The 22638-nt window shown below is 69.6% G+C and carries 19 protein-coding genes; 11 read left to right on the top strand and 8 right to left on the bottom strand.

The window, feature by feature from the left end; translation table 11 throughout:
- Positions 1-467: 467 nt before the first annotated feature.
- Positions 468-1679 carry a mandelate racemase/muconate lactonizing enzyme family protein gene (locus tag AB0J88_RS21810; RefSeq protein ID WP_364361533.1) on the bottom strand — a complete coding sequence of 404 codons (1212 nt, stop codon included), beginning with the start codon at positions 1677-1679 and terminating at the stop codon, positions 468-470.
- Between the two features lie 110 nt (positions 1680-1789).
- Between AB0J88_RS21810 and AB0J88_RS21805 the strand changes: the two genes are divergently transcribed.
- The 4 genes from AB0J88_RS21805 (at position 1790) to AB0J88_RS21790 (ending at position 7627) form a co-directional block, all read left to right on the top strand.
- The gene (locus AB0J88_RS21805) at positions 1790-2989 is read left to right on the top strand and encodes a PQQ-dependent sugar dehydrogenase (protein ID WP_364361535.1); all 1200 of its coding nucleotides are present in this window, start codon (positions 1790-1792) and stop codon (positions 2987-2989) included.
- 197 nt (positions 2990-3186) lie between these two features.
- The gene (locus tag AB0J88_RS21800; RefSeq protein WP_364361537.1) at positions 3187-4362 is read left to right on the top strand and encodes an FIST N-terminal domain-containing protein; all 1176 of its coding nucleotides are present in this window, start codon (positions 3187-3189) and stop codon (positions 4360-4362) included.
- 1 nt (position 4363) lies between these two features.
- Complete coding sequence (locus tag AB0J88_RS21795; protein WP_364361539.1) at positions 4364-5833, top strand: sensor domain-containing diguanylate cyclase; 1470 nt, start codon at positions 4364-4366, stop codon at positions 5831-5833.
- A gap of 93 nt (positions 5834-5926) precedes the next feature.
- Positions 5927-7627 (top strand): FAD-dependent oxidoreductase, encoded by a 1701-nt coding sequence (locus AB0J88_RS21790; protein WP_364361541.1) that lies wholly within the window; start codon positions 5927-5929, stop codon positions 7625-7627.
- Here the strand turns inward: AB0J88_RS21790 and AB0J88_RS21785 are convergent.
- Positions 7605-7985 carry a MerR family transcriptional regulator gene (locus AB0J88_RS21785; protein ID WP_364361543.1) on the bottom strand — a complete coding sequence of 127 codons (381 nt, stop codon included), beginning with the start codon at positions 7983-7985 and terminating at the stop codon, positions 7605-7607. The genes AB0J88_RS21790 and AB0J88_RS21785 overlap by 23 nt on opposite strands.
- Before the next feature lie 59 nt (positions 7986-8044).
- Here AB0J88_RS21785 and AB0J88_RS21780 point away from each other — a divergent pair, with 59 nt between their 5' ends.
- Positions 8045-8755: an SDR family oxidoreductase gene (locus AB0J88_RS21780; protein WP_364361545.1), complete on the top strand. Its 711-nt coding sequence runs from the start codon at positions 8045-8047 to the stop codon at positions 8753-8755.
- Between the two features lie 48 nt (positions 8756-8803).
- On the opposite strand, the gene AB0J88_RS21775 is transcribed toward AB0J88_RS21780, so the two are convergent.
- Entirely contained in the window at positions 8804-8989 is a 186-nt protein-coding gene (locus AB0J88_RS21775; RefSeq protein WP_364361547.1) for a hypothetical protein, read from the bottom strand.
- 168 nt (positions 8990-9157) lie between these two features.
- Between AB0J88_RS21775 and AB0J88_RS21770 the strand changes: the two genes are divergently transcribed.
- On the top strand, positions 9158-9862 hold the full coding sequence (locus tag AB0J88_RS21770) for an LPXTG cell wall anchor domain-containing protein (protein ID WP_364361549.1): 705 nt from the start codon (positions 9158-9160) through the stop codon (positions 9860-9862).
- A gap of 118 nt (positions 9863-9980) precedes the next feature.
- On the top strand, positions 9981-10883 hold the full coding sequence (locus tag AB0J88_RS21765; protein ID WP_364361551.1) for a bile acid:sodium symporter family protein: 903 nt from the start codon (positions 9981-9983) through the stop codon (positions 10881-10883).
- A 134-nt stretch (positions 10884-11017) separates the two neighbouring features.
- On the opposite strand, the gene AB0J88_RS21760 is transcribed toward AB0J88_RS21765, so the two are convergent.
- Positions 11018-11227: a LuxR C-terminal-related transcriptional regulator gene (locus AB0J88_RS21760; protein ID WP_364361617.1), complete on the bottom strand. Its 210-nt coding sequence runs from the start codon at positions 11225-11227 to the stop codon at positions 11018-11020.
- Between the two features lie 132 nt (positions 11228-11359).
- The gene (locus AB0J88_RS21755; protein WP_364361553.1) at positions 11360-11767 is read right to left on the bottom strand and encodes a hypothetical protein; all 408 of its coding nucleotides are present in this window, start codon (positions 11765-11767) and stop codon (positions 11360-11362) included.
- Between the two features lie 479 nt (positions 11768-12246).
- Here AB0J88_RS21755 and AB0J88_RS21750 point away from each other — a divergent pair, with 479 nt between their 5' ends.
- From AB0J88_RS21750 to AB0J88_RS21735, 4 genes are all read left to right on the top strand, one after another.
- Positions 12247-12552 (top strand): alpha/beta hydrolase, encoded by a 306-nt coding sequence (locus tag AB0J88_RS21750; RefSeq protein ID WP_364361619.1) that lies wholly within the window; start codon positions 12247-12249, stop codon positions 12550-12552.
- Between the two features lie 11 nt (positions 12553-12563).
- Entirely contained in the window at positions 12564-13496 is a 933-nt protein-coding gene (locus tag AB0J88_RS21745; protein WP_364361555.1) for an alpha/beta hydrolase, read from the top strand.
- 220 nt (positions 13497-13716) lie between these two features.
- Complete coding sequence (locus AB0J88_RS21740) at positions 13717-15105, top strand: endo-1,4-beta-xylanase (protein WP_364361557.1); 1389 nt, start codon at positions 13717-13719, stop codon at positions 15103-15105.
- Between the two features lie 198 nt (positions 15106-15303).
- Positions 15304-18417, top strand: a complete 3114-nt coding sequence (locus AB0J88_RS21735; RefSeq protein ID WP_364361559.1) for a glycoside hydrolase N-terminal domain-containing protein — start codon at positions 15304-15306, stop codon at positions 18415-18417.
- Here AB0J88_RS21735 and AB0J88_RS21730 read toward each other — a convergent pair.
- From AB0J88_RS21730 to AB0J88_RS21720, 3 genes are all read right to left on the bottom strand, one after another.
- Entirely contained in the window at positions 18414-19097 is a 684-nt protein-coding gene (locus AB0J88_RS21730) for a FadR/GntR family transcriptional regulator (protein ID WP_364361561.1), read from the bottom strand. The two genes, AB0J88_RS21735 and AB0J88_RS21730, sit on opposite strands and share 4 nt — an antisense overlap.
- Positions 19098-19224: 127 nt before the next feature.
- A complete protein-coding gene (locus AB0J88_RS21725) occupies positions 19225-21036 on the bottom strand; it encodes a family 43 glycosylhydrolase (protein ID WP_364361563.1) in 1812 nt (603 codons plus the stop codon).
- Positions 21033-22637, bottom strand: coding sequence for a ricin-type beta-trefoil lectin domain protein (locus AB0J88_RS21720; RefSeq protein WP_364361621.1), 1605 nt, complete (start codon positions 22635-22637; stop codon positions 21033-21035). The genes AB0J88_RS21725 and AB0J88_RS21720 overlap by 4 nt, the downstream gene beginning before the upstream one ends.
- Between the last annotated feature and the right edge of the window lies 1 nt (position 22638).

Genomic DNA, 22638 nt, shown 5'->3' with positions numbered 1-22638 from the left:
CGTGGCCATGCCTGTGGCCGTGGGCAGCGGCCCAGCCCGTGGGCAGCGGCCCGAGGCCCCCCGCGGGAAGCGACCCGAGGCCCCGCCCGTGGGAAGCGGGCCGCGGCCCGTAAGCGCTGCGCCCGTGATCGTGTGTGAGCCATCTGGAAGATCCAGCGCCGAAACCTTGATCGCGTGCACCAGATCTGGTCGACACACCGTCCCAGGACCAGACCAGCCACACCCGATCACGACCCACACCCCTCCGATACCAGACCAGCCACACCCGATCATGGGCCGCCGCCAACAACCCCCAGGGTCACGACACACCCCGCCCCAGCCCGACAGCGACCAACCCACCACGGCGGTCCGAGGAGGTAACCGACCCTCACACACAGCCAGCCCAAACGGATGGCGATCTCCGTCATCACAACCGGACCACCGACAGCCCGTGCCATCCCCATCAGCAGGAGTCAGGACTTACTCGTCTAGCTCCGGAGGGTCTTGCCGGGCACGCTGGAGAACTCTTCCACGCCTGGCTCGAACGGGAAGCGGTTCTTGATCGCGTCGGTCAGGTCCACGCCGAGGCCCGGTGCCTCCGGTGGCAGGACCTGGCCGTTCTCGATCCTCAGGCTCTCGCCCCACAGCGCCGTGTGCAGCTCACCGGGGTCCGGGGCCATCTCGATCATCCGTGTGGCCGGCGAGGCGAACGCGGCGTGCACGTTCTGCATGTAGCCGACGCCCGCGCTCCAGCAGTGCGACACCACGCCACTCCCCCGCGCCGCCGCCAGCTCGCCGACCCTCACGAAGTCGGACATGCCCAGCAGCGACGCGTCCGGCTGCGCGAGGTCGAAGGCGCCCCGGTCCATCCACAGCCGGAACTCGTCGAAGGAGAACAGCTGCTCGCCGCCGGCGACGGGCACCGAGGTGCTCCTGGCCAGGTCGGCGTACTCGTCCGGGCTCTCGTACGCCAAAGGCTCTTCGAAGAATTCCAGGTTGTACGGCTCGACGGCGTCCAGCACGGCGGTAGCGGTGGCCAGGTCCCAGCGGTCGGCGCCCTCGCGGTGGCCCATGTGCCCGTCGAGCATGATCCCGAAGTCGGGGCCGAGGTGTGAGCGCATCATCGCGACCTTGCCCGCCTCGAGCTCCGCGGCGCTTGCGGGGGCCGGCACCTCTGTCCGCGTCGTCATCTCGAAGTAGCCGGTGGCCACCTTCATCGCCGTGAAGCCCAGTTCCCGGTAGCGGTCCATCTTGCGTTTGAGCTCCTCGACGGGCCACGGCGACGGGCCACCGGTGGCGTACGCGGGCAGCCGTTCGTGCTTTCGTCCGCCGAGCAGTTCGTGGACCGGCACCCTCTCGGCCCGGCCGGCCAGGTCCCACAGCGCGGCCTCGACGCCGGACAGCGCCGCCGCACCGGCGCCGACCCTGGCCCAGAAGCCCAGGCACCTGCGCATGCGGGCGGTCAGCGTGAGGGGGTCGGTGGTGTCCCCGTCGACCAGGATCGGCCGGACGTAGTCGACGACATGGGGCACGACCTCGGGAAAGAAATAGCCCATGTACGTCTCGCCGACACCGACCAGGCCGACGTCGGTGCGGATCTCGACAAACGCGGCGCTGCGCCGCTTCTTGGCGAACGTGATCCACGGATCGTTGCTGGACGGACCGGTGAGCAGGACGGTCTCCACCCCGGTGATGCGCATGGCGCCACCCTTCGTGGCACGCCGTTCCATGTCAACAGGGGGTTGATATCGTCGTAGATCGATGTATGGTGGGAACGCTCCCACACCCCCTATGCTCGAGGAGCTCAACCATGTCGCGAAGGCATAGTCGCCTGGCCGCCAAGGTGGCCGGCCTGCTCGTTCTGGCCCTGTCCGCGTCCCTGGCGCCCGCGGCGGCCGGCGCCGCCCCCAGCCGCGCCGTCCCACTGACCGAGCTGACCGTGGTCTCCGAACAGGTGGCGTACGGCCTGCAACGTCCGATCGCGATCACCGGGCTGCCCGACGGCCGGATGCTGATCGCGGAGAAGGACGGCCGGGTCCGCTCCTACCACCCCGACACCGGCCTGGCGGCCGAGCCGGTGCTCGACCTCACCGCCCTGATCGACACGTCGGACAACGAGCGCGGCCTGCTCGGCATCACGCCCGCACCGAACTTCGCGCGGACCGGGATGCTGTATGTGGCCTACACGAGCCTGCCATCCGGCACGCTGACCCTGGCGCGACTGCCGATCAGCGCCCCGGAGCGGCTGCAGGTGCTCATGACCCAGGAGCACGCCGAGTACGGCAACCACAACGGCGGACAGGTGGCGTTCGGCCGCGACGGCTACCTCTACTGGTCCACCGGCGACGGCGGCCACGCCAACGACCCGTTCAAGTCCGGTCAGAACCTCGGCACGCTGCTCGGCAAGATCGTGCGGATCGACGTCAACCGCGCCTGCGGCGCCAAGCCCTACTGTGTACCCTCCGACAACCCGTTCGTCCGTACGCGCGGCGCACGGCCGGAGATCTGGCTCTACGGGCTGCGCAACCCGTGGCGGTTCTCCGTCGACCCGGTCGACGGCTCGCTGTGGATCGGTGACGTCGGCCAGGGCCTGATCGAGGAGATCAACCACATCCGCCCGTCGCAGCGTGGAGCGAACCTCGGCTGGTCCTGCCGCGAGGGCACCCCGGTCTTCGACCAGACGCAGTGCCGGCCGGGCGGGCGCTACACCGACCCCGTCTTCGAGTACGACCACTACAACGACAACTGCGCGGTGACCGGCGGCGTGGTGTACCGCGGGTTCCGGACCCCGGAGGCGTGGGGCACGTACGTCGCGGCCGACTACTGCTCGACCCGGGTGTTCGCCGTGCGCCCGAAGCCCCTGGGCGGCTACGAGTCCGCCGTGATCGGCAACTTCCCCACCCAACCGACCGCGATCGGCACCGACGTCCACGGCGAGCTGTACGTGCTCAGCGACCTGCCGGGATGGCTGAACCGGGTGCGGTTCGAGCGGATCCCGAGCAGCGGATGACGAAGCGCTGACGCGAGCATCGAGCCCGGACGCGTCGCGTCCGGGCTCGACAGCGCCATGGCCCGGCCGCACGGACGCCACGAGGCCGATCGCACGGCTCAGCCGCAGCCTGACTGCGGGCGAAATGCCTGGTAGTACGGTGTTAACCGGGAACCGATGCCTACGAAAGCCTTCAAACGGGCGGTGAGGTGCGAGTCTTGGGCGAACAGGTTCATAGCCGGCGCTGGCTCGGTGTCGGCCGGAGCACCCTGACCGATTCGGGCGCGGCGGCGGCCGAGGCCGTGATCCAGGCGCGGACCGGACCCGAGCCGAAGCTGTTGATCGTCTTCGCGGCCATCACCCATGACACCGAGGCGGTGCTGGCCGGCGTCGAGAAGGCCGCGCCCGGGGTGCCCGTCATCGGGTGCACCACGCACGGCGAGATCGCGGCCGGCGGACCCGCCGACGGCACGGTCACCGTGGCCGCGCTCGGCGGCGACGGGCTGGAGATCGCCACCTGCGCCGCCGAGCACGTCTCGGGTCACCAGGCCGACGCGGGCTACGAGGTCGCGACCTGCATGCGCGAGGTCAGCCAGCCGCACCGGGTCCTGATGCTGCTCACCGACGGCCTCGTGCGCGACCAGGAGAGCATCGTGCGCGGCTGCTATCGCGCGCTGGGTGCGGGAACTCCGTTGTTCGGCGGGGCCGCAGCCGACGGGTGGCGGATGAACCGGGCGTACCTCTTCAAGGACGGGCGCGTGCTCACCGACGCGGTGATCGGTGTCGCCATCGCGTCCGAGGCGCCGATCGCGGTGGGCGTCGGCCACGGGTACCGCACGGTCGGCCAGCCCATGATCGTGACCCGCACCGGCGACGGACGCGTGCTGACCCTCGACGACCGGCCGGCGCTCGACGTCTACCTGGAACGGGTGAACGCGCCACCCGAGGCCTACACGGACCCGTCGGCGTTCACCGCTTACGTGCTGCCGCGCCCCCTCGGAGTGCAACGGCGCAGCGGCGTCGAGGCCCGCAACCTCTCCACCGAGGTCGACCTCGAGGGCCGGTCCATCGGCGGCGGCGGCGCGATCGACCCCGGCGGCCTGACGTGGGTGATGACCGGCGACGAGGAGTCCATTCTGGACTCGGTGGACACGGTCTGCCGGGACACGTTGGATCGCCTCGACGGGAACGAGCCGATCGGCATGCTCACGTTCAGCTGTGCCGCATCCCGCGCGGTGCTCGGCGACGACGGCATCCAGCGCGAGTGCGAGCGCCTGCAACGGTGGGCGGGCACGATGCCGTTCGCCGGCTTCTACACGTACGGCGAGATCGCCCGCAACCACGGCATCGACGGGTTCCACAACCAGACGCTCGCGGTGCTGGCATTGAGCTGACATGGCCGGATCCGCGGAGTCGCTGTACATCCAGCAGCTGGTCGAGCTGCTGGCAGTGGTGTCGTCCTCCAAGGACGAGGCGACCGCCGTCCAGAACGCGGTCGAGCGCTCGGCGCAGGCACTGGAGGCGGAGGTCGCAGCCGCGGTCATCGACGGGAACGTGGTGGCGTCGATCGGCTTCCCGCCCGGCGGCGTCCCGCACGACGAGATCGTCGCGATGACCCGAGGACAGCAGTCCACATTGTACGTTCCTGGGCTGGGCGACTGTCCCACGGTGACCGCCGCGTGGGCCGGCAGCCACCCCGGACATCTGGTGCTGGTCCGCTGGGGCGCCCCGTTTCAGGTCGAGGAGCAGAACCTCGTACGCGGAATGGCCCGCGTCCTGGAGCTGACCCTGACGATGCTGCGGACGCTGGTCGCCGAGCACGCCATCCGCGAGTCGCTGCAGGAACGGCAGCGGCTGCTGGAGCACCTGTCGGCGATCCAGCGCGCGATCTCGCACCGCGAGGACCTGCAGCAGATCCTGGACACCATCACCGACGCCGCCCGAGATCTGCTCGGCGACGAGATCGGCCTGCTCTGGGTACGCGAAGAGCCCGACTCGGGCCAGGCCCGGCTGGCGGCCGCGGCCGGCACCCGGCACGTCGACCCCGCCGACCGGCCCGTGGTCGACCTGACCGCCGAGTCGTCGGAGGGCGAGACGATGGTCACCGACCGGGTGGCGGTGCGGCACGGCCAGGAGCTCCAGTCGCGGATGCTCAGACTGCTCGGCCCCAGCGCCGTCCACGCGTCGATGGCCGCGCCCGTGCACGACAGCGGCGTGCTGACCGGCGCCTTGGTCGTGGCGTCCTGCGACGCGAACCGCAGCTACACCTCCGGCGACGAGCAGACCCTGAGCGCCTTCGCGGAGAACGTCAGCCTGGCCCTCACCGACGCCAACACGCTGGTGCGCATGCGCCAGGCGCACCACGACCCGCTGACCGGCCTGGCCAGCCGCGGGCTGTTCACCGAGCAGCTGTCGAAGCAGCTGGCCACGGCGGAGGCGGACGGCCACACGGTGGCCGTGCTGTTCCTGGACCTCGACCGGTTCAAGGACATCAACGACTCACTCGGCCACGCCGCCGGCGACGAGCTGCTCACGCTGACCGCGAGCCGGATCACCGCACAGCTGCGCGGAGGCGACACGGCGTCCCGCTTCGGCGGCGACGAGTTCGCGGTGATGCTGGCCCGGGTCGACGGGCCGCACGACGCCGCCGCCGTGGCCCGGCGCATCGTCACCACGCTGGCCGAGCCGATGCTGGTGGCCGACCAGTGGCTGCGCGTGGGCGTCAGCGTCGGCGTGGCGCTCAGCAGCACCGACGGACGCGACCCCGCGGAGCTCGTCGCCCGCGCCGACCTGGCCATGTACGACGCGAAACACCGAGGCACCGGCGGCTACGCCATCTACCGCGCGACCGTCCCGGGCGACTGAGTCGCCTCTCAATCGCAGGACATTGACGATCGTGGTCCCGGTTCGATGCCGATCCGGCCACGATCAGGTCCTCGGGGCAATATCGTGGGTCTTGTGGGCTTGCCGGTGATTGTCGCGGTGGACGACGACGCGGTCGCTCTGCGCGATCTCGAGCGGGAGTTGCGTGATCGCTACGAGCGGCATTACCGCGTGGTGGCTCTGCCGTCGACCGACGTGGCGTACGCCCGCTTCGAGGAGCTCGCCGTCTCCGGCGAGGAGATCGCGCTGGTTCTCTCCGGTCAGCGGCCCTCCAGCGCGACCGGGATTCCGGTGCTGGAGGCGGCGCGCCGCCTGCACCCGCACGCCAAGCGCGGCCTGGTGATCGCGTGGGGAGACTGGGGCAAGCCGGCGGTCGGTGAGGCGATCTTCGAGTCGATGGCCCGTGGTCTCATCGACCACTACATGCTCAGGCCGTCGTCGCCGCCGGACGAGGCGTTCCACCAGGAGGTCTCGACTCTGCTGCTCGGCTGGGCCGAGGCGCGGCGGACCCTGCCGTACATGGTGCACATCGTCGGTGAGTCGTGGTCCGGCCGCGCGTACGAGCTGCGCAAGGCTCTGGTCAGCTGTGCTCTCCCCCATTCCTTCTGTCTGGCCGACTCCGACCAGGGTCGTGCCCTGCTCGAGACGACCGGCGACAGCCAGCTTCCCGTCGTCATCTTTCCCAACGGCAGGACGCTGACGAATCCCAGCAACGCCGACATCGCGCTCGCCGCCGGCTCCGCGGTGAACCCCGCGCGGATCGACTACGACCTCCTCATCGTCGGCGCCGGCCCCGCGGGCCTGTCGGCGGCCGTCTACGGCGCCTCGGAGGGCTTCAGCACGTTGGTCGTCGACCAGGGCGGAGTCGGCGGGCAGGCGACGTCGAGCTCGATGATCCGCAACTACCTCGGGTTTCCCCGTGGGGTGAGCGGCCGGCGGTTGGCGCAACGGGCGTACGACCAGGCCTGGATCTTCGGAGCCAACTTCGCGTTCATGCAGGTGGCGACGGGCCTTCGCCGCGACGGCGACGGGCTGGCCGTGACCCTGTCCGACAGCGGCGAGGTGCGTGCCCGGGCGGTTCTGCTGACGATGGGGGCCACCTACCGCAGGGTCGGGGTCCCGGAGCTCGAGGCGCTCAACGGCGCCGGCGTGTTCTACGGCGGTCCGACCTCCGAGGCACCGGCCATGGCCGGCCGCGACGTCTTCGTGCTCGGCGGCGCCAACTCGGCCGGTCAGGCCGCCATCTACCTCGCCCGCTACGCCAAGACGGTCACTCTCGTCGTTCGTGCCGACTCGTTGACCGGAGCCATGTCGCACTATCTCGCCCGCGAGATCGAGCTGACCCCGAACGTGTACGTACGCCTGCGGACCGAGATCGTCGGTGGCGGTGGCGACGGAGCGCTGGACCACCTCGTTCTTCAGGACAAGGCCGGGGGTACGCGCGAGACGGTCGAGGCCGGCGGCCTGTTCCTGATGATCGGCGCGCACCCGTCGACCGACTGGCTGCCGCCCGAGATCGAGCGCGACGACCGAGGGTTCGTCCGCACCGGGCAGAACGTCAGCGAGGCAAATCCGTGGCCGCTGGCCCGCGACCGGATGTTCCTCGAGACGAGCATGCCGGCCGTGTTCGCCGCCGGCGACATCCGGCACGGCTCGGTCAAGCGGGTCGCGTCAGCGGTCGGGGAGGGCTCGGTGGCCATCCAGCTCCTGCACGACCTGTTCGCGGTGGACCGGCGGCAACCAGGGGGACGTCCTAAACGTCCGCCGGCTCTGTGACGTAGTCGCACTGCGGGTGCGGACGGGACGTCTGCTCGATGATGGCGTCGAGCTTGTCCCGGGTGAGCGTCAGCTCCGCGATCTGCCGGGAGATGCGGTCGCGCTCGGCCGCCAGCAGGGCACGTGACTCCGGCGTGCTGACCTGGGCGTCGACGCAGGGCAGCAGGTCGGCGATCGTCCTGCTGGACAGCCCCGCGCCGTAGAGCGACTGGATCAGCTTGACCCGCTCCACCGCGGCCTCGGTGTAGTGCCGTTGCCCGCTCCCGCTGCGGGTCGAGGCCAGCAGACCCTGCTCCTCGTAGTACCGCAGGGCTCGGACGCTCACCGCCGCCCGCGTCGCCACGTCTCCGATCCGCATGTGTGACCCCCGTCTCGCACCTTGCCTCTGACGTCAGTGTCAGGTTTTAGCGTAGCCACATGCAGATCACCGGAGCAACCGCTCTCGTCACCGGCGCCAACCGCGGCCTCGGCAAGGCGTTCGTCGAGGCCCTCGTCGCACGCGGCGCCACCACGGTCTACGCCACCGCCCGCCGCCCCGAGCTCGTCGCCACCCCCGGCGTCATCCCGCTGCACCTGGACATCACCGACGCGGCCTCCATCGAGGCGGCCGCGGCCCAGGTCGGCGAGCTGGACATCCTCATCAACAACGCCGGCATCTCGACTCCCGCTCCCCTGCTCGGTGAGAGCCTCGACAACGTCCGCCGCGAGTTCGACACGCACTTCTGGGGCACGCTCAACGTCACCCGGGCGTTCGCTCCCCGCCTCGCCGGCGGCGCCATCCTCAACGTCATCTCCGCGCTCTCCTGGTACGTCTACGGCCCCGAGAGCAACGGCTACGCGGCGGCCAAGGCGGCGGAGTGGTCGCTGACCAATGGCGTACGGATCGAGCTCGCCGACCAGAAGACCCAGGTGACCGCGCTGGCCCTCGCGATCGCGGACACCGACATGATGGCCGCGTACGACATCCCGAAGCTTCCGCCGGCCGACGTGGTCGCCTTGGCCCTCGACGGCCTGGAAGCCGGCAAACTCGAAGTCATCGGCGACCCGGTCACCGCCAACGTCAAAGCGGCCCTGGCCGGCGACCCCGCCACCTTCTACGCCGACGTCCCGGGAGCCCTCTTCGCCTAGAGCGTGGAAGGTCGACGGCGCGGCAGCCAAATCAGGGCTTCGCCTCGCTCACTGTTCCGGCGCCTTGCCGACCCAGACCCGCACCGCAGCCAGGACGCACACCGCCGCCCCAACGGTGATGGCCGACTTCGCCGAATCGGAGAGATCGTCCAGAAGGGGGAAGGCGCGCGAGAAGGCGAGCGCCGCGAGAGCGAACAGCAGCAGGAAGACGGCAAGGGCACGCCGCAGAATCATGGCGGCAATTGAACCACGACGCGCGCCTCGACCTGATTCGCATGTCACCGCCGGCAGGGTGACGGACTGGGCACTGGCCAGAGTGGACATCGAGTTCCTTCTTGCTTCTTCGTACGCCGACGGTAAGATCACCGTGTTTTTTGGCTTGCAACGGGGAGGAACACCAATATGCGATGGAAGATGCTGGCCGGCGTCCTGGGGGCGCTGGCCTTCTTGATCCCGGCGGCACCGGCGATGGCTCGGACCGACCAGCCCGGGCTCAACGCGGCCTGCGAAACGGTCGAGCGCAAGGTGTACAAGGACATCCGCGAGCTGGTCACCATCGACCTGGACACCGCCACCGATCTGGAGATCCGCGTACTGACCGCCCAGATCCTGGCCGCGGCGAATGCCGACTCCTTGGCGGTTCTGCCGGACGCGATTCAGGAGAAGTTGAAAGGCACCCCCGAGGAGTTGCGCGCATTCCTCAAGTCGGGCATGGAGAATGCCTGGTACGTGGATCTGCGGCTGTCGGTGGTCCGGACGTTGACGGGCGCTGGCACCAACGTGGAGGCGGCGGCGCAGAAGGTGCTCGCCGACGGCTCCATCGACACCTTCCTGGCCTATCTGAACGACGGTCTGTGGGAGGCGCGTGAGCTCGACTGCGCGTCCCAGCCCAGCCCGACACCGACCGCCGCGCCCAGCGGAACGCCGACCGGCGCACCGTCCCCTGGTGCCTCCGGCAGCCCGGCCGCCCCGGGCGGCGAAGGCGGTGGGCTGCCTGTCACCGGGGCCGACACCGCGATCGCCGCCGGCGTCGGCGGTGCGCTTCTGGTTCTCGGCGTCGCGGGTTACGTGATCGGACGCCGGCGCCGCGCCCGTTTCGTGGCATAGCGCACTCGACGAGCCCGGCTCGACGCTTCGTCGGGCCGGGCTCGACACTCGAGACGCGAGCGGAAGATCGTCGATCCAGTGGATGTTGCCTGGGTCACAGGCCGATCAGAATCCGTGCATGGATTCCTGGCTGACCACCGTGGGACTTCCGATCGCGCTGGCGATCGTCATGCTCGGCCTCGGCCTCGGGCTGTCGATCGCCGACTTCCGGCGCATCGCCACGTACCCCCTGCTCATGCTCATCGCCCTCGCCTGCCAGGTCATCCTCCTGCCCGCGATCTGCTTCGGGCTCGTCCTCGCCTTCGACCTGGCCCCGGAGCTCGCCGTCGGCATGATGCTGCTCGCCGCGTCACCCGGCGGCACGACCGCCAACCTCTACAGCCACCTCTTCGGCGGCCACGTCGCCGTGAACGTCACGCTGACCGCCGTCAACTCGGTTCTGGCGGTCGTGACCCTGCCGGTGGTCGTCAACCTGTCGACCGACTATTTCCAACCTGACAGCCAGGCCGTCGGGCTCCAGGTCGACAAGGTGCTCCAGGTCTTCGCCATCGTTCTCGTCCCGGTCGCGCTCGGCATGGCGATCCGGTCACGCTTCCCCGGCTTCGCCGACCGCCTCGGGACGCCGGTCAAGATCCTCTCGGCGGTCGTGCTCGTCGCGGTCATCACCGGTGCCATCCTCAAGGAGCGCGCCAATCTCGCGGACTACTTCATCGCCGTCGGCGCCGTCGTGCTGGTCTTCAACCTCATCAGCCTGGCCATCGGGTACGGCGCACCGCGGTTGGCCGGAATGGGCAAGCCCGAGTCCATCGCCGCGGGCATGGAGATCGGCATCCACAACAGCACGCTGGCCATCGCCATCGCGGTCAGCCCGGCGCTGCTCGACAACACCCGGATCGCCGTCCCGGCCGCCGTGTACGGCATCGTCATGTTCTTCACCGCCGCGGCCTTCGGCTACCTGGTGACCCGCCAGAAGGAGGCGGCCGACGGCACGCGCGTCACGCCTCGCCAGCTCTCGACGTGAGGTGATGTCGAGCTTCCGGAAGATCTTGCGCAGGTGGTAGTCCACCGTGCTCGGGCTGATGAACAGCTGTGCCGCCACCTCACGGTTCGACGCGCCGTTCGAGACCCGGCGCGCGATGTCGCGCTCCTGGCCGGTCAGGCAGCAGCTCTGTGCGAGATGGCTGGTCGTGTCGTGGCAGGCCAGCCTGGCGCGCAGCTCGCGCCGGGAGGCGACTCCCAGCCGGTGGAACACTCCGCGCAGGTGGTGTTAACGGTATGGGTGCTGATGACCAGGTGCTTCGCGACCTCGACGTTGGTGGAGCCGGCCGCGACCAGCAGGGCGATCTGCTTCTGTCGCGGGGTCAGGACCGCCCGGGGAAAGACGCGGGCCGGCTCCGGTACAACGCAGTGCCTCGTGCTCCTCGGGCGAGGGTTCGGGGTCTAGACGACCATCCGATCGCACCGCAGCGCACGACGAGTGCGGACTGAGTGCTCGCCCTACCCGTTCATCAGGCTCAACCTGGCCCGGACGTACGCGACCATGTCGCGGTATCCCTCCGCCTTCTCGATGCCGGAGACCTCGATGAGCTCCCGAAAGCCGTTGTCGGCGATCAGGCTCTCGAACTGTCGGCAGCCCCGTTCCGCGCGCGTCCGGTCGCCGAGGTCGAACGCGGCCCGCGCGAGGACCGCGGCGACGGCACACCGCGGAGCGTTCGACTCGGAGACGCCTTCCGCCAGTCCCCACTCCGCCACCGTCACCGCTCGGTCGAGCCGGCCGAGCTTCCAGCAGGACTCCGCGACGAGCTGGGCGTAGGAGATCTTCAGGCGGTCGAGGTGCTGGGCCACCACGATGGCCAGCCCTTCGTCGCCGGCCTGAATGCCGGCCTCGAGACGATCGGACCCCACGCGCGCTCGTCAGGGTCAGCAGCGAGACGGCGAGCGGTTCCGGACGCCCTGTCTGCCGGGCAAGACTGACCGCGCGCTCCCCGTGCGCGTTCGCGGCGTCGCGGTCGCCACGCGCCAACGAGAGCACGGCGAGGTTCCGCAGGACGTCGACCTGTCCGGCGAGCTCTCCGGCGCTTTCGAAGATGGACAAGGCTCGACGCAGATACTCGTCTGCCCGGGGCAGCGGGGCGAAGGCCTCCCCGACGGTGCGCAGAAGCTCGGCCTCCATCAGCGGCTCGTCGAGCACGCCGACCATGTCCAGGATCGCGAGCACCGTCCGCGTCCGGCCCGCGGGTATGGAACTGCTGCCCGGTGCCGACGCGGCCAAGACCAGAGCGGCCGCGTCACGCCGCAGGCCATGTGCGAGAGCCACATCGACACGTTCGCCGCCGATGTGCACGCGCTGCTGACGAAACTGGACCGATGTCTACGGCGGCTCGCTGGTCAGCGACGAGGCGTTCCGGGCCAGTTGGAACGTGGCCGTGGCCGGATCTCCCGTCGCCGCGGTGGCCTGCGTCCCGACCTGGCTCACCGACTTCCGCGAAGACCTGTCGAAGGTCGACGTGCCGGTGCTCGTGATCCAGGGCGACCAGGACCGGGTCCTGCCCATCGGCGTGACCGGCCAGCGGCTGTCCGCCTTCATCGGCGACACGCGTCTGCTCGTCATCGAGGGCGGACCGCACGCCATCGCCTGGACCCACAGCGATCAGGTCAACACCGCCCTGCTCGACTTCTTTCAGGAGTGAAAGGAAACACCGTGAAACTGTCCTTCCGGCGCCGCCTCGTCTACGCGGGCGCGGCCGTCGGAGCCCTGAGCCTTGGTGTTGCCGGCATCGGCACCGCGCAGGCCGCGACGAGTCACGTCGCGCACTCCCACCATTCGCGCCCCGCGGCTGCCAGACCCACCGTCGTGCTGGTGCACGGTGCGTGGGCGGACGGGTCCAGCTGGGACAAGGTGACGGCCAAGCTCCAGCACGACAACTATCGGGTCGTGGTGCCGCCGAATCCGCTGACGGGTGTGACCAAGGACGCGGAGAGCCAGCGCGCCTACCTGGCCACCATCACCGGACCGATCGTCCTCGTCGGACACTCGTACGGCGGCATGGTCATCACGAACGCCGCTCTGGGCAACAAGCAGGTCAAGGCCCTGGTGTACGTCGACGCGTACATCCCGGACAAGGATGACACCGTGCGGTCGCTGACCTCGGCCACGCCGGGGTCGGTCTTCGCGGCCGATCCGACCACTCTCTTCGACTTCGTCGGGATCCCCGCTGGCCTCGAGTGCGCTGGACGAGGCGTCCGGCGAGCCGGCCTGGCGGACCATTCCCTCGTGGTCGGTGGTGGGCAAGCAGGACGCCGTCATCCCCGCCGCGCAGCAGCTCACGATGTCCGAGCGGGCCAAGGCACACACCGTCGAGATCAACGCTCCCCACGTGTCCATGGTCACCGCCCCGGGCGCGGTCACCGATCAGATCGAGGCCGCTGCCAACGCGACCGACTGACGCCGACAGGGCCGGCCGTGGCATCGCTCACCGCGATGCCGCGGCCGGCCCTTTTCGTGCCCGGGTCCGGGCTTCCGAAACTATCGGAGATGTTCCGAAATTGCCGCTTGAAAAGGCTGCAACTTTCTGGAAATCTAAAGACGTCCATGGATGTGAACGGTCACATGAAACGCCCGCTCGACAGGTAGCCCGAGTGGACGTACACGGTCGCGGTCGTGTGTGTCCCGGTGGTTGCCGTTGCCTGCGCACCCGCATGACAGCCGCCCGAGACACCCCCACCCGACCCCATATCCATGTTGGAGGATCAGCATGATCTCCCCAAGCCGGCCCAGACCCGCCCGGCGTCGACTCCGCGCCTTTGCCCTGTCCGGAAGTGCCGCGATAGTTGCGGCCCTGGTCGTCTCGTTGATGCCCACTGGCGCGCGGGCGGCCGAGTCCACGCTCGGTGCGGCGGCGGCGCAGTCCGGCCGCTACTTCGGCGCTGCTGTCGCTGGCGGCAAGCTCGGTGACAGCGCGTACACGACGATCCTGAACCGCGAGTTCAACGTCGTCACTGCCGAGAACGAGATGAAGATCGACGCCACCGAGCCGCAGCAGAACAACTTCACGTTCGGCAACGCCGACCGGATCGTCAACCATGCCCTGAACCGGGGCTGGAAGGTGCGTGGCCACACGCTGGCCTGGCACTCGCAGCAGCCCGGGTGGATGCAGGGCATGGAGGGCAGCTCCCTGCGGTCCGCGATGCTCAACCACGTCACCCGGGTGGCCACCTACTACCGGGGGAAGGTCTTCGCCTGGGACGTGGTGAACGAGGCGTTCGACGACGGCAACAGCGGCGCGCGCCGCAACTCCAACCTGCAGCGCACCGGCAACGACTGGATCGAGGCCGCGTTCCGTGCCGCGGACGCCGCCGACCCGAACGCCAAGCTGTGCTACAACGACTACAACACCGACAACTGGACCTGGGCCAAGACCCAGGCCGTCTACAACATGGTCCGCGATTTCAAGTCCCGTGGCGTGCCGATCGACTGCGTCGGGTTCCAGTCGCACTTCAACGCGAACTCTCCCTACAACAGCAACTACCGCACGACGCTGTCGAGCTTCGCCGCGCTCGGCGTGGACGTGCAGATCACCGAGCTCGACATCGAGGGCTCCGGCAGCACGCAGGCCAACACCTACCGCAACGTGGTCAACGACTGCCTCGCCGTCTCGCGCTGCAACGGCATCACGGTGTGGGGCGTGCGCGACTGCGACTCGTGGCGTTCCAGCGGCACCCCGCTGCTGTTCGACTGCAACGGCAACAAGAAGGCCGCCTACACATCCACTCTGGACGCACTCAACAGCGCCGGACCCTCACCGACGAGCAGCCCCACCGCCACCCCCACCTCGTCGCCCACCTCCAACCCGGGAACGGGCTCCGAGATCGTCGGCTCGCAGTCGGGTCGGTGTGTCGACGTGCCCAACGCCTCCCAGAACAACGGCACCCGGGTCCAGCTCTACGACTGCAACAGGCAGCCCAACCAGACCTGGACGTACAACACCTCGAACAAGCAGCTACGGGTGTACGGCAGCATGTGCCTGGACGCCGCCGGCTCCGGCAACGGCGCCGCGGTCCAGATCTACAGCTGCCACAGCGGAACCAACCAGCAATGGAACGTCAACTCCAACGGCACCATCAGCGGCGTGCAGTCCGGACGGTGCCTCGACGCCTGGAGCACCGCCAACGGAGCACAGATCCAGCTCTACGACTGCCACGGACAGACGAACCAGCAATTCAGGCTCGTGTCCCGGTCCTAAGTAGCTGTCGGCCCAGGTCCGGATCGCAGCGAGATCGGCGATCCGGGCCTGTAGGCCATCAAGAGATCATATGTTTCCGCGTCAAACCGGCATTTGACCATCGACTCATCCGCCTGTTGACGTCAGACATCACATGTTTGTAACCTGGCGGTTATTCGATTAGATCAGCTTCGATGCGTCGCCGCTGGGAGATCTGACATGTCTGACCTGACCCGCAGGCAAGTGCTGCTCGGAGCGGCCGGCGCCGGCGCCACCGCCGCGATCCTCCCCTGGATCGCCCATCCCCGACCGGCCTCGGCCGCCCCCGCCGCCGTGTTGGCTGCCAACGACCTGGCGCTCTGGTACGACGAAAGCGCCGGCACCGACTGGTTGCGCGCGCTCCCGATCGGCAACGGCCGGCTGGGCGCGATGGTGTTCGGCAACGTCGACGTCGAGCGCCTGCAACTCAACGAGGACACCGTCTGGGCCGGCGGGCCGTACGAGTCCAGCAACAGCCAGGGCGCGGGTGCGCTGTCGGAGATCCGGCGGCTGGTCTTCGCCAACCAGTGGAGCCAGGCGCAGAGCCTCGTCGACCAGGCCATGCTCGGCCGACCGGCCGGCCAGCTCGCGTACCAGACCGTCGGCAACATCCGGCTCACCTTTCCGAGCGGCTCCGGGGTCTCGGACTACTACCGGCATCTCGACCTGACGACCGCCACGACCTCCGTGTCGTACCTCCAGAACGGGATCCGGCACCAACGCGAGACCCTCGCCAGCGCGCCCGACCAGGTGATCGCCATCCGCCTGACCGCCGACCGCGCCAACGCCATCTCCTTCTCGGCCCGGTTCGACAGCCCGCAGCGCACGACACTGTCCAGTCCGGACAGTGCGACGATCGCCCTCGACGGCCTGTCCGGCGACATGGAGGGCGTCACCGGGCGCGTACGGTTCCTGGCACTGGCCCGGGCCGTCGTCGACGGTGGCAGCGTCAGCAGCTCCGGCGGGACGCTCACGGTCGTCAACGCCACCAGCGTGACCCTGCTGATCTCCATCGGCACCAGCTACGTCAGCTACGCCAACGTGGGCGGCGACTACCAAGGCATCGCGCGGGGGCACCTCAACGCCGCCCTGGCCCGGTCCTGGGACCAGTTGCGGGCCCGGCACGTGGCCGACTACCAGACGCTGTTCAACCGCACGACCCTCGATCTGGGTCGCACCTCCGCGGCCGACCAGCCGACCGACGTCCGGATCTCGCAGCACGCCAGCGTCAACGACCCGCAGTTCTCGGCGCTGCTCTTCCAGTTCGGCCGCTATCTGCTGATCTCCTCGTCGCGGCCGGGCACCCAGCCGGCGAACCTGCAGGGCATCTGGAACGACTCGCTCGCGCCCGCCTGGGACTCGAAGTACACGATCAACGCCAACCTGCCGATGAACTACTGGCCGGCCGACACCACGAACCTGTCCGAGTGCTTCGAGCCGGTCTTCCGGATGGTCAACGACCTCCGCGTGACCGGCGGCCGCACCGCCGCCGCTCAGTACGGAGCCGGCGGTTGGGTGACCCACCACAACACCGACGCCTGGCGGGGCAGCTCCGTCGTCGACGGGGCGTTCTGGGGCATGTGGCAGACCGGCGGCGCGTGGCTGGCCACGCTCATCTGGGACCACTACCGGTTCACCAACGATCTCGACTTCCTCGGGCAGTACTACCCCGCGCTCAAGGGCGCCGCCCAGTTCTTCCTCGACACTCTCGTCCCGGATCCCAGCCTCGGCTACCTGGTCACGAACCCGTCGAACTCGCCGGAGCTCGGGCACCACTCCGGCGTCAGCGTGTGCGCCGGACCGACCATGGACAACCAGATCCTGCGGGACCTGTTCAACGCCTGCGCTCAGGCGAGCCAGGTGCTGGGTGTGGACGCCGACTTCCGGACCCGGGTGCTGGCCACCCGCGACCGGCTCCCCCCGATGCGGGTCGGCTCCCGCGGCAACATCATGGAGTGGCTCTACGACTGGGTGGAGCCCGAGACCAACCACCGACACGTGTCGCATCTCTACGGGCTCCACCCCAGCAACCAGATCACCAAGCGCGGCAACGCCACCCTCTTCAACGCCGCACGGCGCACCCTCGAGCTGCGCGGCGACGACGGCACGGGCTGGTCGCTCGCCTGGAAGATCAATTACTGGGCTCGGCTGGAGGAGGGTACGCGCGCGCACGACCTGATCCGGCTGCTGGCCACGACGGCGCGGCTCGCGCCCAACCTGTTCGACCTGCACCCGCCCTTCCAGATCGACGGCAACTTCGGCGCGACGTCGGGCATCGCGGAGATGCTGCTGCAGAGCCACGCCGGGGAGCTGCACGTGCTGCCGGCGCTCCCGTCCGCCTGGCCGAGCGGCCGGGTCCAAGGGCTGCGCGGCCGCGGCGGCTACACCGTCGGCGTCACGTGGAGCTCCGGGCAGGCCAGCGAGATCCTCGTGCGGGCCGACCGCGCCGGCACCGTCAACGTCCGCGGCCGGGTCTTCACCGGCAGCTTCCAGGTGGTCGACACCAGCACGGGCGGCGCGGTCACGGTCACGCGGCCGGAGAGCGACGTCATCGCACTGCCGGTGCTGGCCGGACGCACCTACCGGGTGAGCGCGGCACAGCTCCCGTCCGTGGGCACCGCGGCGCTCTACACCGACACGAACTACGGTGGCACCGGCGCCACGCTGGCGGTCGGGAGCTACACGGCGACGCAGCTCCAGTCGGCCGGGATCGGCCTGCGGTCCGCGTCGTCGGTGCGGGTCGCCTCCGGCTATCAGATCGTCGGGTACGCCAACGACTCCTTCACCGGCACGAGCTGGACCTTCACCTCGGACAACGCCGACCTGCGCGCCACCGGCAACAACGACGCGATCGCGTCGGTGCGGGTCACCTTCGCGCCGTCGCGGTACGTCCGCCTGACCAACGTGACCAACGGGCTGGTCGTCGACAGCGGCGGCTCGGTCGCCTCGGGTTCGAACGTGAAGCTGTGGAGCTGGAACGGCAGCACCAACCTGCAGTGGCAGCTCGTGGAGCTGGGCACCGGCTACTACCGGATCGTCAACCGCACCAACGGCATGGCCGTCGACGGGTGGGGATCGACCGCGAACGGCTCCCCCGCGCGCCAGGCGGCCTGGAACGGCGGCACCAACCAGCAGTGGCAGCTCGTCCACCTCGGCGACGGCCGCTTCCGGATCGTCAACCGGACGTCCGGCCTGGCTCTCGACAGCGGCGGAAACGTGGCCGCCGGCGCGACCCTCAAGCAGTGGACCCCGGGCAGCAGCACGAACCTGCAGTGGACGGTGGCGTTCGTCTAGGGTGCGCCGAGCACCGTACGCAGCCAGGACTCCGACGTGTTCACATGGACGAGTGCGGCGGCCTGCGCCAGAGCCGGGTCCCCGGCGCGCAGGGCGAGGTAGATCGCCCGGTGCTCGTCGACGGTGCGGTGGGCCGCGTTGCCCTCGATCAGCCCGCGCCAGACGCGGGCGCGCAAGGTGCGCCCGGAGAGCCCGTCGAGCAGGGAGGTCAGCGTCTCGTTCCCGGTGCTGACGGTGATCGCGTGGTGGAACGCGGTGTCGTACTCGATGAGCTTCTCGGCATCGCCGGCCGCCGCGCCCATGTCGTCGAGGATGCGGCCAAGCTCGTCGAGTTGGGCCGTGGTCATGCGCAGCGTCGCGACGCCGGTCGCCGCCGGCTCCAGCATCCGGCGGACCTCCATGACCTCCAGCAGCGTGTCGTCCCGCAACAGCTCCACCGCGACACCGAGTCCTTCCAGCAACAGCCCCGGAGCCAGGCTCGTGACGTAGGTGCCGTCTCCCCGGCGGACGTCCAGCACCCGGGCGGACTCGAGCACCTTGACCGCCTCCCGGACACCGCTGCGGGACAGGCCGATCTGCACGGCGAGCTGTTGCTCCGGGGGCAGCCTGGCGCCAGGCTGCAGCTCGCCGCTCGCGATCATGCCGCGCAGCTTCGCGATGGCTTCGTCGGTCAGCGCCACGAATCCCCCTTCGAGCCGGCTCCGGGCCGTACGACTCGATTATGGGGTTCCGGACGCGTCCGGCTACCGGCTCCCGCGGGGTCCTTCCCCGCGGGAGCCGGCGATCACCGTCCAGCCGGTCGGCGTCCTACTGGATGGCGACGTCGTCGACGTACAAGCCGTCGGTGCCGGAGGTCGTCTCTACATAGAAGGTGGCGCCGGTCAGATCACCGGTCCAGGAGACGGTGGACGTGCCGGTCAGCAGGGTCCAGCCCGAGGTGGAGACCGCCGTCGCCGGTGTCAGGGACAGATAGCTGGTCGTGCCGCCGGCCGTGACGGCCAGCGTCACCTTCGCCGACGGAGTGCCGGCCTGTGCGCGCACCCAGGCGGAGGTGGTGTAGCTGCGGCCGTTGACCAGCGCGCTCGTCACGTTCTGGCTGGGGCCGTTCCAGGACGCCGTGCGGCCGGAGACGGCCAGCGCGCTCGTGCCGCCGTGCGCCACGCTCGTCGTGGTCGACAGCGTGCCACCGCCGAAGGCGGACCAGCCGGTCGTCCCGCTCTCCATCGACCCGTTGGTCACCAGGTTGCCGCCGCTTCCGCCGCCACCGGCGAACTGCCACCAGTTCATGTTGAACAGCGAGCCGCTGCCGCCGGTGAAACGCAGGTAGAGGTCGTGCGTGCCGGTCGCGCCGCTGACGCCGCAGGACACGGACGTCCAGGTCTGCCAGCCGCCGGTGCCCGGCACGGTGCAGGTGCCGACGACGGGTCCGGTGGCCGCGTCGAGCCGGACCTCGATGCGCCCGCCGGAGGCGGCCGAGGCGACCCGGGCGGTGAACGAGCTCGCGCCGGCACCGAAGGCGACGCCCTTGACCTTGACCCAGTCGCCGTTGTCGATCCAGCCGACGTTCATGCCGCCCTCGCCGGCCCGCTCGGTCTCGACGCCGGAGGTCCACGCCATGGTCTCCGCCTCCTGGCGGACGTACGGGTTCAGCGTGCCGACCTGGGGCGGCCCGGTGGTCGTCATGTTGATCGTCGGAATCGACCCGTCGGAGTTGTAGGTGAACCGCTCGACCGCGACCGATCGGGTGAAGCCGCCGCCGCCCGGCAACGCTCCATTGTGGTAGAAGAAGTACGAGCTGCCGTTGAAGTCGACGATGCCCGGATGGTTGGTGAAGCTGCTGCCCTGGGTCGGCATCACGGTGCCGCGGTAGGTCCACGGCCCGGTCGGCCCCGGCGCGGTGGAGTAGGCGATGAACTCCGAGCAGCACTTGGCCGCGAACACGTTGTAGTAGACGCCGTTGCGCTTGTAGACCCAGGGACCTTCCTCGTAGAGGGTCGGGCGGTTCGCGTCACCGGTGCGGGTGCCGAACCCGGAGGTGGTCAGCGGGATCTGGGTGGGGCTGCCGGAGAACGAGGTCATGTCGCTGTTCAGCCGGACGTACCAGAGCTTCGGGTTGCCCCAGTAGAGGTAGGCCTGGCCGCCGTCGTCGATGAACACCGTCGGGTCGATCTCGTTGTTCTCGACCAGTGGGCGGCCGAGGGCGTCGGTGAACGGGCCGGTCGGGCTGTCGGACACCGCCACCCCGATCGCCATGCCGCCGGTCGACCGGTTCCGGACGGGGACGTACCAGTAGAAGCGTCCGTTGCGGGCGATGACCTGTCCCGCCCAGGCGTTGGCGTCGGCCCAGGCGAAGTTGGCCAGGCTCAGCGGTGAGCCGTGGTCGGTCCAGTTCACCATGTCGGACGAGGAGTAGACCCGCCACTCGCGCATGGTGAACCAGGTCGAGCCGTCCTCGTCGTGTCCGGTGTAGAGGTAGACACGTCCGTTATGGACGATCGGCGCGGGGTCCGCGGTGTAGATCGTCTGCACGATCGGGTTGTCGGCGCGGGCCGTCATCGGAGCCATGGTCACGGCACACAGCAGGCCCAACGCGCCGGCGAGCCACCGCCTGGCCCTCATGAGGTGAACGCCCAGCGCTGGTTCGCGGCCGCGGAGCAGGTCCACAGCAGCACGAGGGTGCCGTTGGCGGTCAGGTTCCGGTCGACGTCGAGGCAGAGCCCGGACTGCTCACCGCGCACGGTGCCGTCGGAGCCGAAGGTCCAGCGTTGGTTCGCGCCTCCGTTGCAGTCCCAGATCTGCGCTTTCGCGCCGGCGGTGGCGGACAGCGGCGCGTCCAGGCACTTGCCGAGCGCTTGGAGGGTCTGACCGTTGCGCGTCCAGCGTTGGTTCGCGCCACCGTTGCAGTCCCAGATGACTGGCTGTGTGCCGTTGGCCGCGTTGCTCTGCGGCAGGTCGAGGCACCTGCCGGAGGCCGCGCTGACCAGCCTGCCCGTGTCCGACGGCACGGTGCCGCCGCCGGACACCCGGTAGACGACCGTCCCGTGCGCCGGGACCGACGCGCTGATGGTGCCGGTGGTGGTCGTGGTCGCGTTGGTCCACGCGTCGCGCAGGGTGAACGACGACCCGCTCTTGCCGATCGCGGCGGCGGTGGTCGAGAGCGTGGCCGTCGACCCGCTCTGGTTGAAGAGCGCGACCGCGACGTCCCCGTTCGCGAGGGGTTTGGCCAGCACCCGGCGCGAGCTGTCACCGGAGACCTGGCGCGCCTGCAGGGCCAGGGAGTCCTGGTTGATCGCGATGAGGTTCTGGTTCTTCAGGATCGTCTGCGTCGCCGTATTCATGGACCGCACGTCGTTGCCCGCCATCAGCGGCGCGGCGAGCATGGCCCACAGGGCGAAATGACTGCGCATCTCGGTGTCCGTCATGCCGCCGCGGCCGACCTCGAGCATGTCGGGGTCGTTGAAGCTGCCGGGACCGGCGTAGCTCGCGAGCGGGACGGTGACGTTGACGATGTTCTGGATGCCCATCGGGTAGCCGTTGCTCTGCCCGGTGTCCCACGCGTTGGTGATGTCCTCGGTGGTCCGCCACAGGTTCGCCACGTCACCCCAGTTGCGCAACGGACCGGTCTTCGCGTGGATGCTGTTCGGGTTGATGCTGTAGACGATCGGCCGGCCCGTGGCGGCCAGCGCGTCGCGCATCTTGGCGAACGTGGTGACCTGGTCCTGGATCGTGCCGTTGGGCGAGCACCAGTCGTACTTGAGGTAGTCGACGCCCCACGCGGCGAACTGGCGGGCGTCCTGCGCCTCGTGCCCCTGGCTGCCGGTGGCGCCGGGATAGGCGCCGAAGTACTGCGCGCACGTGCGGTCCACCGGCACCTGGTAGATGCCGAACTTCAGCCCTCTGGCGTGCAGGTAGTCACCGAGTGCCCGCATCCCGCTGGGGAACCGGGTCGGGTCACCCTGCAGGTTGCCGGAGCTGTCGCGGTTGGGGTTGAACCAGCAGTCGTCCACGACGACGTACTGGTAACCCAGGTCGCGCATGCCGCTGGCGACCAGCGCATCCGCCATCTGCCGGATGAGCGTCTCGTTGATGTTGCAGCCGAAGGTGTTCCAGCTGTTCCAACCCATCGGGGGCACCCGGGCCACCCCGTTGGCCAGCGCCGTGGCGGCGGGGGCGCGGAGGACCACGGCGCTTCCCGCCGCGAGCAGAACAGCGACGACCATG

It is taken from the genome of Asanoa sp. NPDC049475 (assembly GCF_040676915.1).
Lineage (GTDB): Bacteria > Actinomycetota > Actinomycetes > Mycobacteriales > Micromonosporaceae > Asanoa.
This window is presented reverse-complemented; position numbering and strand designations above follow the sequence as displayed.